The organism is Pseudoalteromonas sp. SANK 73390 (genome assembly GCF_054966645.1).
In genome coordinates, this window is the sequence record NZ_ARPN01000046.1 from 25,749 (window position 1) to 41,729 (window position 15,981).

Here is a 15,981-nt window from a genome sequence, read left to right on the forward strand (position 1 = left end):
ACACAGCAATATAGTGCGCCAAATACTCAGTTTGAACAGCAAATAGCGGATTGTTTTGCCGAAATATTAGAGCTTAATGAGGTAGGTCGTGAGGCTCATTTTTTTAGGTTAGGTGGGCATTCGTTGTTGGCAACGCAAGTAGTCGCTCGATTACGCGAAAAAACAAAGTTAAACATTACGCTAAAAGATTTATTCCAACGTCCAGAGGTAAAGTCACTGGCGCAATTGGCACAGCAAAACTTCAGCGAAAATGATGAACAAGAACTCGATATTTTACCAATTTCACCGCAAAGTAGTGAGCACATAGCGCTGTCATTTGCACAACAGCGCTTATGGAGTATTGATAAAATTCAACAAGGCAGCCTTGAATACCATATGAGCGCTGCATTTGAGCTGGTGGGTGAGCTTAATATTGACGCTTTTACGCAAGCTTGGCGTGCGATTGTAACGCGTCATGAAATACTAAGAACCTACATTGTGAGTTCTCAAAGCGGTGAACCCAACCAACAGGTAATGCAGCATTACGATGATATTGTGCATTATGTTGACGCAAGTGCATTGAATGAAGAGCAACAAAGTAGACTATGGCTAAAGGTATTAAGGGACGATAAACAAACTGCGTTTCAGTTAGATAGCGATCTTATGTTACGTGTGGTTTTGTTAAAACAAAGCGCTGAAAAGCATCTGTTTTTGGTGAATATGCATCATATAGCCAGCGATGGGCAATCGCTTAACATACTGGTTAAAGAGTTTACTCAGTTTTACCACAACTTTGCCCATACACATGCACTGCCAGAGTCATTAAGAACACCTTTACCCATTCAATACGCGGATTATGCTCACTGGCAGCGACATACTCTAACGGCAGATAAACTGCAAAAGCACGCACAGTTTTGGTTAAGTCATTTAGCGGGAGCACCGCCACTTCATCAGTTGCCTCTAGATAAGCCAAGGACCAAACAGCTTACTAAAGTTGGGGCACAATTAAGCCAGACTTTTGGCGCGCATTTATCTGCTGCCATAAGGGCACACTGCCAGCGTTTAGATGTAACCACATTTACTTGGTTACATACTGCATATTCGTTATTGGTAGCTCGCTTTAGTAACAGCCAAGATGTAGTTATTGGAGCTCCGTTTTCAGGGCGTCATCATTGTCAGCTTGAGCATTTGATTGGCTTTTTTGTTAATACATTACCCATTCGCACTAAAGTAAGTGAAAAAATTGGGTTTGAAGCTTTGTTGTTGCAACAAAAGCAAATTCTACAGGATATTCATTCACATCAAGACATGCCTTTTGAGCAGATCATTGAGCAACTTAAATTGCGCAGAGATTTGAGTCACCAAAGTGTCTTCCAATTAACATTCTCCTTGAATCCACAAATGGATAGTCAGCTTAAGCTCTGTGGTATTAATGCCAATGCGATAGATGAAGCGATACACACAGTTAAATTTGATATTGAGCTGAGCTGTTGTGAAGATGATAATCAAATGCGTTTCAACTGGATATACAATCAAGCGCTATTCTCAGAACAAACCATCAGTTCTATGGCGAGTGCTTTTGAAGTCTTAGTTGGGCACCTAATAGAGTTTCCTCATCGATGTGTGTTTGAAATTCCTTTGCTATCCAAACAGCAATCGCAGCAGCTAGTGATCAGAGGAAGATATAACGAAGCTGTCAATGGGCGTACTGTAATAGATGAGTTTGTGGAAATCGCTTGTGAATCCCATAGCCATCATATAGCGCTGATAGAGTCAGACAACACGCAAGGTTTCAGTTATCACTTTTTACACAACCGAAGTAACGAATTTGCACATTACTTATTACATAAAGGGTTGCAAAAAGAGCAGCGCGTAGTTGTGAGTATGAGCTTTAGCGTAGATCTTGTTATTGCTATGCTTGGCATATTGAAAGCGGGTGGCTGCTATGTTCCTGTAGACCCAGATTACCCGCAACAAAGAATTACCTTTATTAATGAAGACTGTGGCGCGGTGTGGGTTATCACACATAGTGAGCACATTGATAAGTTCAGCAGTGGCATGCATCAACATCAAATGTTGTGTATTGATGACTACCATTTAGAGCAAGACATAATTAATAATGCACATCAAGAGCGTTGCTTGCCGTTATTAGATGCCAATCAACTTGCGTATGTTATTTATACCTCAGGCACAACAGGTAACCCTAAAGGTGTGATGGTGCCACACAAAGGGTTAATGAACTTATGTGCATGGCATAACCACGCGTTTAAAGTGAGTGAGCAAAGCGTAGCAAGTCAAACAGCCAATATTGCATTTGATGCGGCCGCTTGGGAGCTTTGGCCGTACTTGTGCGCTGGAGCAACTGTTGTGAGCGTTTCTAAAAGTGTCCTTAACGCACCTGAACAGCTGTCTCAATTACTTACTCAAAATAAAGTAACACACAGCTTCTTAGCCACACCTATTGCTGAAGTGGCACTCAATGATGCCAAATTTACTCCGCAATATTTGCGTTATTTACTTGTAGGTGGTGACAAACTAAATAGCATCGATGTGTCTTCCATGCCATTTACACTTATCAATAATTATGGACCAACTGAAGCATCAGTCGTAGCGACTTCTGGTGTAGTTCAATCAAGTGAGAAAGCCCCTGATGTTGGTATGCCAATCGACAATACCTATCTTTATATTCTTGATAAGTATCAGCAGCCAGTCCCTCAGGGCATGATTGGTGAATTATACATTGCAGGGCAAGGGTTAGCGCGCGGTTATTTAAATCGAGATGATTTAACTCAATCCCGCTTTGTGACACTTAACAGTGTGCATGCAAAGCGCGTTCGCGCTTATCAAACCGGTGACTTAGTTCGTCAATTGTGTAACGACAGATTGGCATATATTGCGCGTAGCGATGATCAAATAAAACTAAGAGGGTATCGCATTGAATTAGGTGAGATTGAGCAGGTAATTTTAACTTGCCATGGATTAGAGGAGTGCGCAGTACAGGTTTTTGAATTAGCAGGGGGCGCAAAACAGCTTGCTGCATTTATAGTGTATGATACAGATATCGACTCTGAGCACGGTAGGTTAGAGGCGGTTAAAAGCCAAGTAGTAAAAAAATTACCTGCTTATATGCATCCTCATCGTTACATTATATTGAGCGCGCTGCCTCTTACGGCGCATGGCAAAGTTGACCGCCGTGCTCTGACGCTGCATATCAATAATTTACAAAACGTTGCTAACGACGTTTCACTAAAAAAAGCAACGCAGCAAGAATCCCAAACAATAATAGAAAAACTACTTCATATTTATCAAAGTGTTTTAAATAACAATATGTTTAAAGCTGAAGATGATTTTTTTGCTCAAGGGGGAGACTCTATATTAAGTATTCAAATTGCAAGCCGTGTACGGACATTGGGAATACATATAGCAGTTGCTGATGTGTTTAACTATAACACGGTTCATCTACTTGCTGAGCATGTCAAAGATCAGATAAACATCGCTAACACAGACACCGCTGTTAAGGAATATACAGGGGTTATACAAGCACTACCGATACAGCATTGGTTTTTTGAGCAAAACTTCAAAGTACCCTCGCACTGGAACCAAGCGCTTATGTTATCTATTGATAAGTCGCTAAGCACTAAGTACATGGAGTTGGTTGTAAACAGTTTACTTAATTTGCATGAAGGGCTGCGCAGCGTTGTTAATGAAAAACAGCTTGAAATAGTTGCAGAGATAGCTATTAATCATGTACTAGAGAATATTGACTTAGCAAATCACCTCAATTGGCAGTCTGAGCTAAGTAAGCACGCAAACCTTGCTCAAGAGAGCTTTCATTTTTCAGGCACCCCTTTATTAAGAATATGCCATTTTACAACACCAGAATTTGAGCAGCACCACCGTTTATTAATTGTTGCACATCATTTGATTATTGATGGGGTGTCTTGGCGTATTCTTTTAGAAGATTTACAGTTGGCGTGTGAAAGTGCCATTAAAGGCCAGCACATTGTATTGCCCAAGCGCACAGTATCGCTTAATGAAGTCAGTCAGTTTTATATTGAACAAGGACAGCAACAACATCACTTAAGTCGATGGCAATCACTCGCCAAGCTTGCAACTAATAGTAGTATGTTGCAATTAAAGCCAGTTGATACAGCAAAGTCGTCATTGCCTGCGTCTTATCAATATACGTGTTCTAAATCATTGACCAATACGCTTATAAAAGACGCTAATTTGCCATATAACACATCGGTACAAACATTATTACTTAGTGCTTTGCAATGGTGTTCAATGCATTACTATCAAACTCATTCGCAAATTATTATGCTTGAAGGGCATGGGAGAGAGACATTAAATCAAGTACTTAAAGCTGAGCGCTGTGTTAGTTGGTTAACTGCTATGTTTCCATTTCATTTATTTAGTAATGCAGCAACACCATCAGAAGTGATCTGCAGCGTCAAAGAGCAATTAGCGCAAAGTACTCCCCTTGCTAGCAGTTATGGTGCCTTGCGCTACAATCACGCATCTGAGGATATTCGCCAATCATTAGTGGTAGAGACAAAAGATAAACTGTTTTTTAATTATCTTGGGCAGTTAGACAGCGCGATAAATAATGATGGCTTAATTATGGACGCGCAAGAGCCAGCAGGTCAGTTGCATAGCAAATCTAATCACCTTTATTACGGTTTACAGGTAACTTCTGCGATAAGTAATGGCAAATTAGTATTTTCATTTGATTATGATAGTAACCGTATTAGCGATAAAGATGTCAGTAACTTTGCTAAAAACTTTGAGCAAAGCTTACAGATTATTGTTAGCCATTGTGTGCAAAACAACACTCGCCACTATACCCCCAGTGACTTTAGTTTACTCAAGCATGTATCCAGATTACAGCTACAAAATTTAACGACCAGTTATACACAATCCGCCATTGCTGATATTTATCCAATGAGCATGTTGCAACAAGGTATGTGGTTGCAAAGTCAGCGCCAACAGACAACAAACTCATACACGCCATATCTGGAGCAAGCCATGATGGTGTTTGAAGGGGAGTTTGATGTTGAGGCTTTTGATTATGCATGGCAGCATGTAATTCGCACGCACAGCATACTTCGTACAGCTTTTGTAAAAGCAAGCAATGAGCCGCTACAAATTGTATTTGAACAGTGTGATGTACCACTTACTATTGATCCCCTACAGAGCTTTGCAGTCAGTGGTATGTGTGAAGAGGATTATATTAATAATTGTGCGCAGCATGAGTATCACACAGGTATTGACCTGTCGCATGCACCTTGTATGCGGTTACGCTTATTACCTATTTCTAATAATCGATATGGATTTATTTGGACCTATCATCACCTCATTTTAGATGGCTGGTCTTTGCCTGTTTTATTCGCCAACTTATTGTCATATTACAATGCGCGTTTAAATGCCGAAGTGCCTAATATCTGTGAAGACAAATACAAAGACTACATTGCATATATACAAGAACAAGACGCAAAAGGGGAGAAAACATTTTGGCAAAGCTATTTGGCAGGAATTAGCGAACCAACATTAATTAGTGACCATATTATCTGTGATGGTGTGCCGGAAAATGGCCAGATGCAGCAACTAGAGTTAAATATAGATGCACAACTAAAGACAGAAATTGAGTACTTTGCAAAGACCAACGGGTTCACACTCAATCATGTCATTCAGGCAGTTTGGGGTTATTGGCTTAGTATCTGCTGCGACAAAGAGTATGCTTTGTTTGGTCAAACGATCTCAGGCAGACCAACAGATTTACTCAATGTTGAGCAAAAAGTGGGTTTGTATATCAACACGCAAGCAGTGAAGTTAGATATTACGGCGCAAAGTACCGTACTAGCTTATATTAATACGGTTAAACAAAATTATTTGGCACTTTCAAAATACAGTCATAGTGCGCTGACTCAAGTACACAACTGGAGCGATATTGAAAACGGTTCACAGCTATTTGACGCATTATATGTATTTGAAAACTATCCTACAGCACCCCTTGATAATGCGGATGATGTGCCATTTGAGGTTATTAGCCAAAATTATGTAGACCATACCCATTACCCACTTACACTGGTTGTGGGCGCGGCGGAACAAGTATCACTTAATTTATGTTACGACACAGGATGTATTAATCATAATGTCGCGGAGCAAAGCTTAGAGACATTAATGCATTTGTTAAATATGTTTGTTAATCACCCAAATGAGCAATTGTATAAATTGCCGTTGGTTGCACGTACAGACTTCAAGTTACCGTTGGACACATTTTCGCTGTCTTTACCTGACGCCGGGTTTGTTGAATTTGATGCCAACACTACTTTGATTCAACGTTTTGAACTAATAGTAAAATTACATCCACAAAAGCGGGCGCTTGAGTACTATCATGCAAGTGAAAGAATTAATATGAGTTACCTGCAACTCGATAAGCACGTAAATCAATACGCCAATTATATTCAGCAACACTTGCCCAAACAGACAAATCAGCCACTCATTGGTATTTGTTTAAAAGCAGGCTTTGAATTGATAATAGCTATTTTAGCGTGTTTAAAAATGGGGGCTGCTTATTTACCAATATCACCTCAGCTTCCTATTGCTCGTCGTAATTTCATGGCTCAAAACGCGGATATATCTGGACTTATAAGTAGCCGAAGTGACTGGAGGGATGACTTACCAAATTGCACCTTATTTGACGTTATGCATCTACCCGCTGATTTACCAAGTACATTTATAAATACCTCTGACGTTGCTTATGCAAAATCAAAGTTATGCTATGTCATCTATACATCGGGTACGACAGGCACGCCTAAAGGAGTGATGGTAGAGCAGCAGAGTGTACTCAATTATGTGTCATTTTTAAGCAAATGCTATGGCATTTCTTATGCTGATAATTATCTACAGTTTGCCAGCTGTAGCTTTGATGTATTTGCCGAGGAGTTATTTTGCACATTATTAAATGGTGCAACTTTGGTTTTGGCCGGCTCTAATCAATTATTAACGGCCAAGGGACTTGGTAAAGTTGCTGTTCAAAGTACACTCACTTTGATGAGCCTACCAACGGCTTATTGGCATACACTTGCAATGGAAAAAGTGGACTTTGGCACTAGGCTTAGAGTGATCACTATTGGTGGAGAGCAAATGCAAACCTCTGCGCTGCGTCGTTGGCAAAAGAATCAGAGTGATACGATACGTTTAGTTAATGCCTATGGGCCTACTGAAGCAACTATCTCTACAACACTACGTGATGTTACTCACCACCAAAGTGAGCGTGAGCGATTAGCAATTGGTAAGCCTGTTATGGGGGCTACGCTGTCAATATTAGACAAATACCGCCGTGCTGTGCCTTATTATATATCAGGTGAGCTTTATATTAGTGGTGTTTGTTTAGCCCGTGGATATTTAGGGGATACAGAGAAAACCAATAAAGCATTTATTACAGATGAGTATAGCGGTGCGAGACTGTATAAAACAGGAGATAAGGTAAGAATAAACGCCAATAATGAGTTGGAATATATTTGCCGTTTAGATGAACAGGTAAAGGTTCGAGGGTATCGCATAGAGCTTGGGGAAATTGAACGCAGCTTACTGCTTGATGATAATGTTGTGACGTGTGCTGTGGTAGTTTGTGACGATGTTAACGGCACCAAGCAATTGCATGCCTTTGTTGTTGCAAAGTCAGCAAATACAGACGGAGCTCAACTAAGTCGGGTTTTGGCACAAAAGCTACCTGATTACATGGTGCCACGTCATATTGAACTTATGACTGAGTTACCGCTAACTGGTAATGGTAAAGTTGATAGAAAACAACTCGTCGAAATCGCGAGTAATATTAACCGCTGCGATAAAGTAATCAACCATGAAGAGATTAAAACGCCGCTGCAGGTCGAGCTATCAAACAGAGTTAAACAGTTGCTCAATATTAATTCAATTAATTTACACGATGATTTTTTCACACTTGGCCTGCACTCATTGTTAGCGATGCGGTTAGTCGGTGAATTAAGTAATGCGCTTAACTATGAAGTACCCATTGAGTTGGTTTTTCAACATCGTTCAATTGCCACACTAAGTGATGTATTGCAAAGGCGCATACATGCTATGGACCACCATGTTCAAGATACAAAAACGCTAGTTTGTTTACAATCTGGGCAACAAGGCTATACCCCTATCGTGTTAATTGGTGGGGCTGGTGGCTTATTAATGGCATTCCAGAGCTTGGTACAAAAATTGGACGAACGTATTCCAGTTTTTGGATTACAACCAGATGAAATAGCTAATCGTTGTGAAGTAGTTAGTTCTTTAACACTAACAGCACAGCATTATTTGAGCGAGTTAACAACGCTAGAGCTTGCTCAGGTGCACTTAGTTGGCCACTCATTCGGCAGCTTTATTGCCTATGAAATAGCTAAGCAAGCAACTGTCAATAAGACGCTAAAATCAACACTCACCTTATTAGATACGCCAGTCCCTCATGGTGAAAATGAAATATTTGACGTGCAGCAGTGTGCGCAGTTTATGTTAGAGAACATAACTGAGTTTTTTGCACTTCAGTTGTCCATTGAACAAATATGCAATTACCAAGCGCTTTCTTTAGAGCAGCAATACAGTTGGCTGAGCCAATTTTTATGTAACTCAGGGTATCGTTTTTCAAGTAAGCAATTGAGTTGCTTTGCAACTGCTTTTAGTGCGCAGCTTAACGCTCATATCGACCTTAATATGCGGTTAGATAATGTCCCTACTGCAGTGATAAAAGCACAGCAAACAACACACTTTAAAGACAAGCTACTTAGTTCAGATATGGGATGGGCAAGTTTAAGTACCAAGTTATCGGTGTATGAAATCGCTGGTAATCATCTGAGCATATTACAAAAAGAGCATGTGGGTGAAATTGTTAATTTACTAGAAAAGAATTACGTTCTTAATTAACGGTTGTAAAATTTTTGTTCTACAGTGTAGACCTTACCAAGTGAAAGGATAGGAATAAAATGGATCAATTATTAACAGTAAAGATGGATACAAACGCAGCGGTTGTCGATCATCGGATCCATGACCTGTCATTACAAAAACAAAGTGGTTTAGCCTGGGTTAAAAACCACATTGAAGAGATTAACCGGTGGGTTAATCAGGACGGTTTTGCTTTGCTGCGTGGTTTAAATATAGTCAGTAGTAATCAGTTTAGCACTATACTTGAAACCATATTCGGTGAACCACTTAGCCAATATATGTATCGTTCATCGCCTCGCACGGCGATGAAAAACAATATCTATACGACAACTGAATATCATTCGGACCAAGTTATATTGCAGCATAATGAAAATGCATATTCAAATAAGTGGCCAATGCGAATGGGGTTCTTTTGCGTGCTGCCAGCAAAAACTGGGGGAGATACGCCACTTGCTGACAGCCGTTTAGTTTACAAAAACATGCCAGTTGAAATTCGAGATAAGTTCGAGCAGCAAGGTGTTATGTACGTTCGCAATTACGGCAATATAGACTTACCTTGGCAAGAAGTATTTCAGACTGACAGTAAAGTTGAGGTTGAGGCTTACTGTGTAGCAAATGACATAGAGTTTGAATGGTTCGATGAGCGGTTACAAACACGTCAATACCGACCTGCAGTGGTAAAGCATCCACAAACAGGTGAAAAAATTTGGTTTAACCAAGCGCATCTTTTTCATGCCTCAAGTATCGACGCAAACATGTCTGATTTAATGCGTACAAGTATTGGCGAAGATAAACTGCCCCGTAACGCCTACTTTGGTGATGGTAGTGTTATTCCAGACGAATATATTCAAGTGATAAATAGAGTATATCAAGATGTAACATTTTCTTTTACTTGGCAAAGAAATGATATTTTGCTGTTAGACAATATGCTCTATACCCATGGTCGACAAACATACACGGGAGTTAGAAAAGTACTCGTTGGCATGGCAAAAATATCGTCATGAAGTAGTAAATAGTCGCTTGATACGCTCAAGCATAATGAGTTTTGTTAGTCGTTGTGTAGTTAGCAAATAACAGACATTTATTGAAGGAAAAACAACAATGAAATGGCTTTTACATTCGCGCTTTAAAATGACCGTATTGTGTTTGATTAGTTTAATTTTAGCTTCATGTTTACAAAAAAAGAGTGTCGCTAAAAACACCACAATTACGTCTAGTCAAATCGAAATGATCCAAACCACAGTAAACGATTACTGCGACAAATTAGTTTTTTTTGGCACCATATATATAACATCATCAGATAGTGTGGTTTATCAGGCTAATTGTGGCCCACAAAGTATGCAATATGGGGTGGCGAACACGGTTGAGTCTAAATACCGTATAGGCTCAAATACCAAAGCATTTGCTGCGGCTATTTTGATGCGAATGTTAGAGGGAAAAGATTTAAGGCAAGAAACGATTGGTGATCACTTACCTTGGTTTCCTGAAAATCAGTGTGCAGATGTGTCTTTGCATAATTTACTGACTATGTCATCTGGTATTGATAACTATAGTGACAATGAACAGGTATACGATAATTATGGTTGGCGTCCATTTTTGTACGACCAAGCTTTAAACCTAAACGGTCCAGAAGACTTTAGTAATCGTTTTTGCACCTGTACGGGACAAAGTGATATGCCATCTTTTACACCGGGCTCTAAATATCAGTACAGTAATTGTAATTATTACCTAATAGGTAACATTATTGAGCAGCTTGCAGCTGGCACACAAGGTAACATTGGTGAAGAATTCTGGTTTGAAAATATTTTAAAAGATCAAATTTTGAATACCTTGGGGATGAGCAATAGTGGCACGTTTAGCGAGCTTGGTATTTATCCAAATATGACCACAGGCTATATTTATAATCAAAACCAATATTTACCTCTTGCCAATGGGCGCCCCCCCGCAGTTGGTGGGCCTGCGCCATATGAAGATATTTTAGTAAATCCATATAGCAATCCATTAGTTTTATACTCAGCTGGCGATATGTATGCCACTGTTGAAGATATGCATAAGTGGGATCAAGGTTTATATACTGATCAAATTTTAAATGAAGTGCAAAAACTAGCAGCATTTGCACCGTATTCAAATACCAATAGTTCACAATCTTGTGAATATTACGGCTATGGCTGGTTTGTAACCTATATCGATCCAAATCAATATGGAAAAGTTGCTGATTGTCCACAAAACCCCAGCGATACAAATTTAAGAAAATATGAAAAGTTTTTACAGTACTCTGGAAGTTATCCATATTCGTGGGTGACCAGCTTCAATCGTCTTATTGAGCGAGACCAATCGGTCATGGTCTTTAGTAATTACGTTAAAACAGGTACGGAGTCAGATTGTATTTCAAGTGAAATTAGAAACATTATTTTTTACAGCGATTCGCATCGAAGTGATAGTTGTCAAAGTGTTTTAAACGACGCTTGAGTGCAATAAAAGTGAATAAGAAAAGGAAATAGAGCAGTTGTATTTCGTTTTTTACCGTGAGAACAACTTTTCACAGTAACAGAATTACCTGTCACCACATGTGGGTGTTAGGTGAAAAAAGGGCAAACTAAAGATTAGGCTTTAATTAGCTTTGACGTAGTTTGATATGTTTAACAACTGTTTAATTCTAAATCATAGAGGACTTATTATGACTGCGACAAAAACAGCGAAGGAAGAGAAGGTAAACGATACAAAGTCTGAGCAAGGCACTAGCCCTGTTGAGGTTGAAAATCGTGAAGCCGTTGCGCAACTTATTGTCGATAAGTATACAAAGTGGTCGTTTGGTAGTGGGTTAATACCTATTCCTGCGGTCGACTTAGTTGCGTTGACAGGTATTCAAATAAAAATGATCAGTGAACTCGCTAAGGTGTACGGTCAATCGTATAGCGACAATAAAATACGTGGCACGCTTAGTGCGGTTATCGGCGGTTCATTTCCACAAACTTTAGGCGGCGCTGGCTTGAGTAGCTTCCTAAAGGCCGTGCCAATTATTGGCACTTTAAGCTCGTTGGCATTTATGCCGGTTGTATCTGCGGCATCTTGTCATGCAGTAGGTACAACGTTTATTCGACACTTTGAACATGACGGAACTTTGTTAGATCTTGATCTTTCGAGTATGAAGGATGACATTTCTGACATTGCAGCAAAGTATCGTAAAGACACAAGTAACGCAGACACTCAAGTGAATGCTGCTAATTAGTAGTAACTTGATAAGCCAGCAGATTTCTGCTGGTTTATTTATCATACCGTTGTTAACTTAAGGAATAGAAAATGCTGGTAATACTGTATTTAGCTTTGTGTATGCTATCGGGCTATTGGGGGCGAAACACGTTTGCAGGCCCGGTTGGCTTCTTTTTGATTTCATTAGTGTTCACGCCATTAGCTGGTTTACTTATTTTATTTTTAGCCAAACGCAGAGAGCCGATTGAAGAGGAAGAAGAGTAGAAGATCGCACGGACGTCTGTTTGACTGCGACATTCATTTACATGGAACTTAGTCTGACTCGCAAACATGCACATAATTTGTGAGTACTAAAACAATAAAAGATAATGAAATGGTATTATACGATTTAATAAGTCGAAACATAAAAATAAAAAAAGGACCTTTGTTGCGCTTGGTTGTATCTCAGGTCTTGCCAACGCTCTGGTGCTTGCGCTAATTAATAACGTAGCAGAGAATATTTCTGATATTAGCAAAGAAAACCATATTCTTTACTACTTAGCTTTATTTAGCTTAACGATTGCGATTTATGGTTTAACACAGCAACGCTTGATGACCAAAGCGGCGCGTACGGTTGAAAAAGCCATTGCAGGATTGCGCGTAGAGTTGTTTGAATGTGTGCGCCATACGGAGTTATCCACACTTGAAAAAATTGGTAAAGAGCGGATTTTTAATACGTTAAGTAAAGAGCTACAAACCATTTCTCAATCTGCGCAATTGTTTGTTATTATTGGACAATCAATTACCTTAGTATTTTTTACTTCCCTCTATATTGCTTATCATTCGTTTGTCGCGTTTTTAGTGATTTCGGTATTGATTATGCTTGGAGCAAGTATACACCGATTAAGAGCAGATGAAATTCAAAAAAATATGCAGTTATCCTTTGAGAGTGAAAATATGCTTATTCAAAGGTTATCTGATTTGCTCGATGGTTTTAAAGAGGTAAAGTTGAGTGTGCCTCGCGCGGATGATTTAGAGCATGAATTTATTAGCGACTCTAACCGTGCTAAAAAGGCTAAAACCACAACACAAACCTTATTCGCCACAGATTTTGTGTTGTCGCAAATCACATTCTTTGCTGCAACTGGTGCGATGGTATTCGTTGTGCCAATGCTCTCAAACGTTTATACCGATGTGGTGATTAAAGTAACAACCGCCTCTTTATTTTTAATTGGCCCTATTACCAGTATTGTTGGTGGTATCCCTATTTATACCACAGCCACAGAAGCGGCGAATAATGTGTTGGCACTAGAAAATGAACTAAAACTAGCGTCCCAGAAGGCACAACAACAAGATACTAAGTATAGCGAAACACAGATCCGTACGTTTGAAGAAATACGCTTAGAAGGTGCATACTATCAACACAATAGAGATAAAGGTGATCGTCCATTTTTTGTCGGACCTGTTGATTTAAGTATTAAGCCTGGACAAATCACTTTTATTACCGGTGGTAATGGCAGCGGCAAGACCACATTTATCCGTATGCTAACTGGATTATATGAGTTACAAGGCGGGCAAATATCACTGAACTCAAATGCGATAACCAATAATGACCTTGATACTTACCGAAGCTTATTCACAGCTGTGTTTTCTGATTTTCATTTATTTAAACAACTCTATGGTATTCGCACCAGCTCACAACAAGAAATAGATGACTGGTTAGTGTTTCTAGAAATGAACACCAAAGTGAGTGTTAAGGATGCACAATTTAGCACCATCGATTTATCTTCAGGTCAGAGAAAGCGACTGGCATTACTCAGTACAATTTTAGAGAATCGTCCTGTTTACATATTTGATGAGTGGGCAGCAGATCAAGACCCAATTTTTAGGCGAAAATTCTATGAGCAGGTATTACCTAAGCTTAAAGCTCGAGGTAATACGGTGATAGCAATAACTCACGATGATGCATACTTCCATTTGGCAGATGTACATTTGAAAATGGTAGAGGGACAATTAATGGAACATCATAGTGTTGAAAATGAGGGGATGCCTTCATGAACATTGTAATCCCAGCAGGTATAGGTTTATACGTTTTAGCCGCATTATGTGTGTTGATAGTCATTTCTAATTTGATAATGCGGGTTTTAAAGCGCTATTACCCTAAGTTGCGCAATCGTATTTTATCTTGGCGCTTTAGGGCCGGTTTAACCTTACTGATCTTGCTATTTTTAATTATCGCGTTAGTGCCCATGGTATTTATTAAGATAGACTCCGGTGAAGTAGGGGTCTTATGGAAGCGGCTTGGGGGCGGTACTTACTTAGATAAGCCTTTTACCGAAGGGACTGTGTTAGTGATGCCATGGGATAAACTGACTATTTATTCTAGTCGTTTTCAAACTGCACACAGAGAAGTACATGCCATTACTAATCAAGGGCTTAGAGTCTCATTAGATATTACCGTACGATACCGGCCGGTTGTCAAGCATGTACCATTTTTACACCAACTGGTTGGCAAAGATTATGTCAATGAAATGGTGATCCCCGAGGTGAGCTCTGCCGTGCGCGTGATAATCTCCAATTATACGGCCGAAGAAGTCTATGGCTCTCAGCGAATGGATGTGCAAGCGCAATTGCTTGAAAAAGTACTGGCAGAGTTAAAGCTCCAAGAGCAAACTATATTAAAAGAGGCTGGAGGTACTATGGATGGTCATGCATTGGTTAACTTAGACGATGTTTTGATTCGTAAAGTGGATGTGCCAGAGAAAGTTCACAATGCGATTATTTCAAAGGTAAACCAGCATTACCTTCAGCAAGAGTATGATATGCGCCTAGAAGTTGCCGAAAAAGAAGCGTTGCGTAAAGAAACAGAAGCCAAAGGTATTGCGGCATTTCAAAAAACGGTTAGTGGCGGTATCTCTGAGACTTACTTAAGGTGGCGAGGAATAGAAGCCACCATAGAACTTGCAAAATCAAACAATAGTAAGATTGTGGTGATTGGCGGCGGAAAGGATGGCCTACCGCTTATTCTTAATACGGAAAATAGCCTAGGGCCAACTGCAGCACCTGTAATTTCGGCAGAAACATCACATTCAAACTTAAATAATGAGGTTAAAACGAGCGTAAAAGCAACCTCAAAAGAAGCATTGTATCGCAGCCCAACAGCGAGTGCGCATATAAAGCTTGAAGATGTAAGCCAGCCTAAATAAGACCGCTAGAAAAGCCACCCGAATTAACAATACGGGTGGCTTTTGCCAAACAGGCAGTTTTTTAGCTTAGTGACCCCAATTAAAGTTTAAATTTACACTTAGTCGTGTTCTTATTACTTTTTTATTAAGGTAATAAATCGTATTTAATAATACATGAGCTTGTGAACCTTGCCCCCTATTTTGTTGATTAACAAGGTGACTTAAAAGCTAATTGACACGTAGCAGGAGAGCATTGCACCTTTTTATAAGCGACTGCCCTGCAGTTTTTAAACTATAGCGACGGGTTCTAAGCTCAACGCGCACAGACTCCAAAAAAGATGACTTGTTCATAGTAAATCCATTTACTGTGGTTTTGTACAGATATAATTTAAGGCACCAAATTTTGCAACTAGCGGCCCCGTTAATGTTTGTTCCTGTTGTTCGCCTGAAGCCCCAAAAACTTATCTATTTACTTGATTATATAGAAGTTTAATTTTATTAGGTAAATTTGCTTATTCTCGTTTAAGTAGATTCTCGTTTTTATCCGAGTGGGTTGTTAATTTTTTGAGGACAAAACCAACGCTAACATGCTAATATTTATACCAATTAAATTATGATATTGGCGAAAGAACAGCTTAGTGTGTAGAACATTAACGCGAATTCACGCTAATATACT

At 39.5% G+C, this 15,981-nt stretch carries 7 protein-coding genes (1 of these 7 cut by a window edge); all 7 read left to right on the forward strand.

Annotation, left to right across the window (positions count from 1 at the left end):
- Positions 1-8,913, forward strand: partial view of an amino acid adenylation domain-containing protein gene (locus tag SANK73390_RS05395; protein ID WP_462764458.1) — the 3' portion only. 3,159 nt of this gene lie to the left of the window's left edge; the window shows 8,913 of its 12,072 coding nt (coding positions 3,160-12,072); its start codon lies off the left edge, out of view; the stop codon is at positions 8,911-8,913.
- A gap of 59 nt (positions 8,914-8,972) precedes the next feature.
- Positions 8,973-9,935 (forward strand): TauD/TfdA family dioxygenase, encoded by a 963-nt coding sequence (locus SANK73390_RS05400; RefSeq protein ID WP_462764460.1) that lies wholly within the window; start codon positions 8,973-8,975, stop codon positions 9,933-9,935.
- Between the two features lie 97 nt (positions 9,936-10,032).
- Positions 10,033-11,400 carry a serine hydrolase domain-containing protein gene (locus tag SANK73390_RS05405; RefSeq protein ID WP_462764462.1) on the forward strand — a complete coding sequence of 456 codons (1,368 nt, stop codon included), beginning with the start codon at positions 10,033-10,035 and terminating at the stop codon, positions 11,398-11,400.
- Positions 11,401-11,608: 208 nt separating this feature from the next.
- Positions 11,609-12,160 carry a YcjF family protein gene (locus tag SANK73390_RS05410; RefSeq protein WP_261593032.1) on the forward strand — a complete coding sequence of 184 codons (552 nt, stop codon included), beginning with the start codon at positions 11,609-11,611 and terminating at the stop codon, positions 12,158-12,160.
- A 71-nt stretch (positions 12,161-12,231) separates the two neighbouring features.
- Positions 12,232-12,405, forward strand: a complete 174-nt coding sequence (locus SANK73390_RS05415; protein ID WP_261593034.1) for a hypothetical protein — start codon at positions 12,232-12,234, stop codon at positions 12,403-12,405.
- A gap of 117 nt (positions 12,406-12,522) precedes the next feature.
- Complete coding sequence (locus SANK73390_RS05420) at positions 12,523-14,178, forward strand: cyclic peptide export ABC transporter (protein ID WP_462764467.1); 1,656 nt, start codon at positions 12,523-12,525, stop codon at positions 14,176-14,178.
- Positions 14,175-15,326 (forward strand): prohibitin family protein, encoded by a 1,152-nt coding sequence (locus tag SANK73390_RS05425; protein WP_462764465.1) that lies wholly within the window; start codon positions 14,175-14,177, stop codon positions 15,324-15,326. The genes SANK73390_RS05420 and SANK73390_RS05425 overlap by 4 nt, the downstream gene beginning before the upstream one ends.
- The last annotated feature ends 655 nt before the right edge of the window (positions 15,327-15,981 follow it).

What these genes read in the sequence shown, in the direction of transcription:
- SANK73390_RS05410 (WP_261593032.1), top strand. Translation starts at nt 11,609, where the DNA reads ATGACTGCGACAAAAACAGCGAAGGAAGAGAAGGTAAACGATACAAAG.
- SANK73390_RS05400 (WP_462764460.1), top strand. Translation starts at nt 8,973, where the DNA reads ATGGATCAATTATTAACAGTAAAGATGGATACAAACGCAGCGGTTGTC.
- SANK73390_RS05405 (WP_462764462.1), top strand. Translation starts at nt 10,033, where the DNA reads ATGAAATGGCTTTTACATTCGCGCTTTAAAATGACCGTATTGTGTTTG.
- SANK73390_RS05415 (WP_261593034.1), top strand. Translation starts at nt 12,232, where the DNA reads ATGCTGGTAATACTGTATTTAGCTTTGTGTATGCTATCGGGCTATTGG.
- SANK73390_RS05425 (WP_462764465.1), top strand. Translation starts at nt 14,175, where the DNA reads ATGAACATTGTAATCCCAGCAGGTATAGGTTTATACGTTTTAGCCGCA.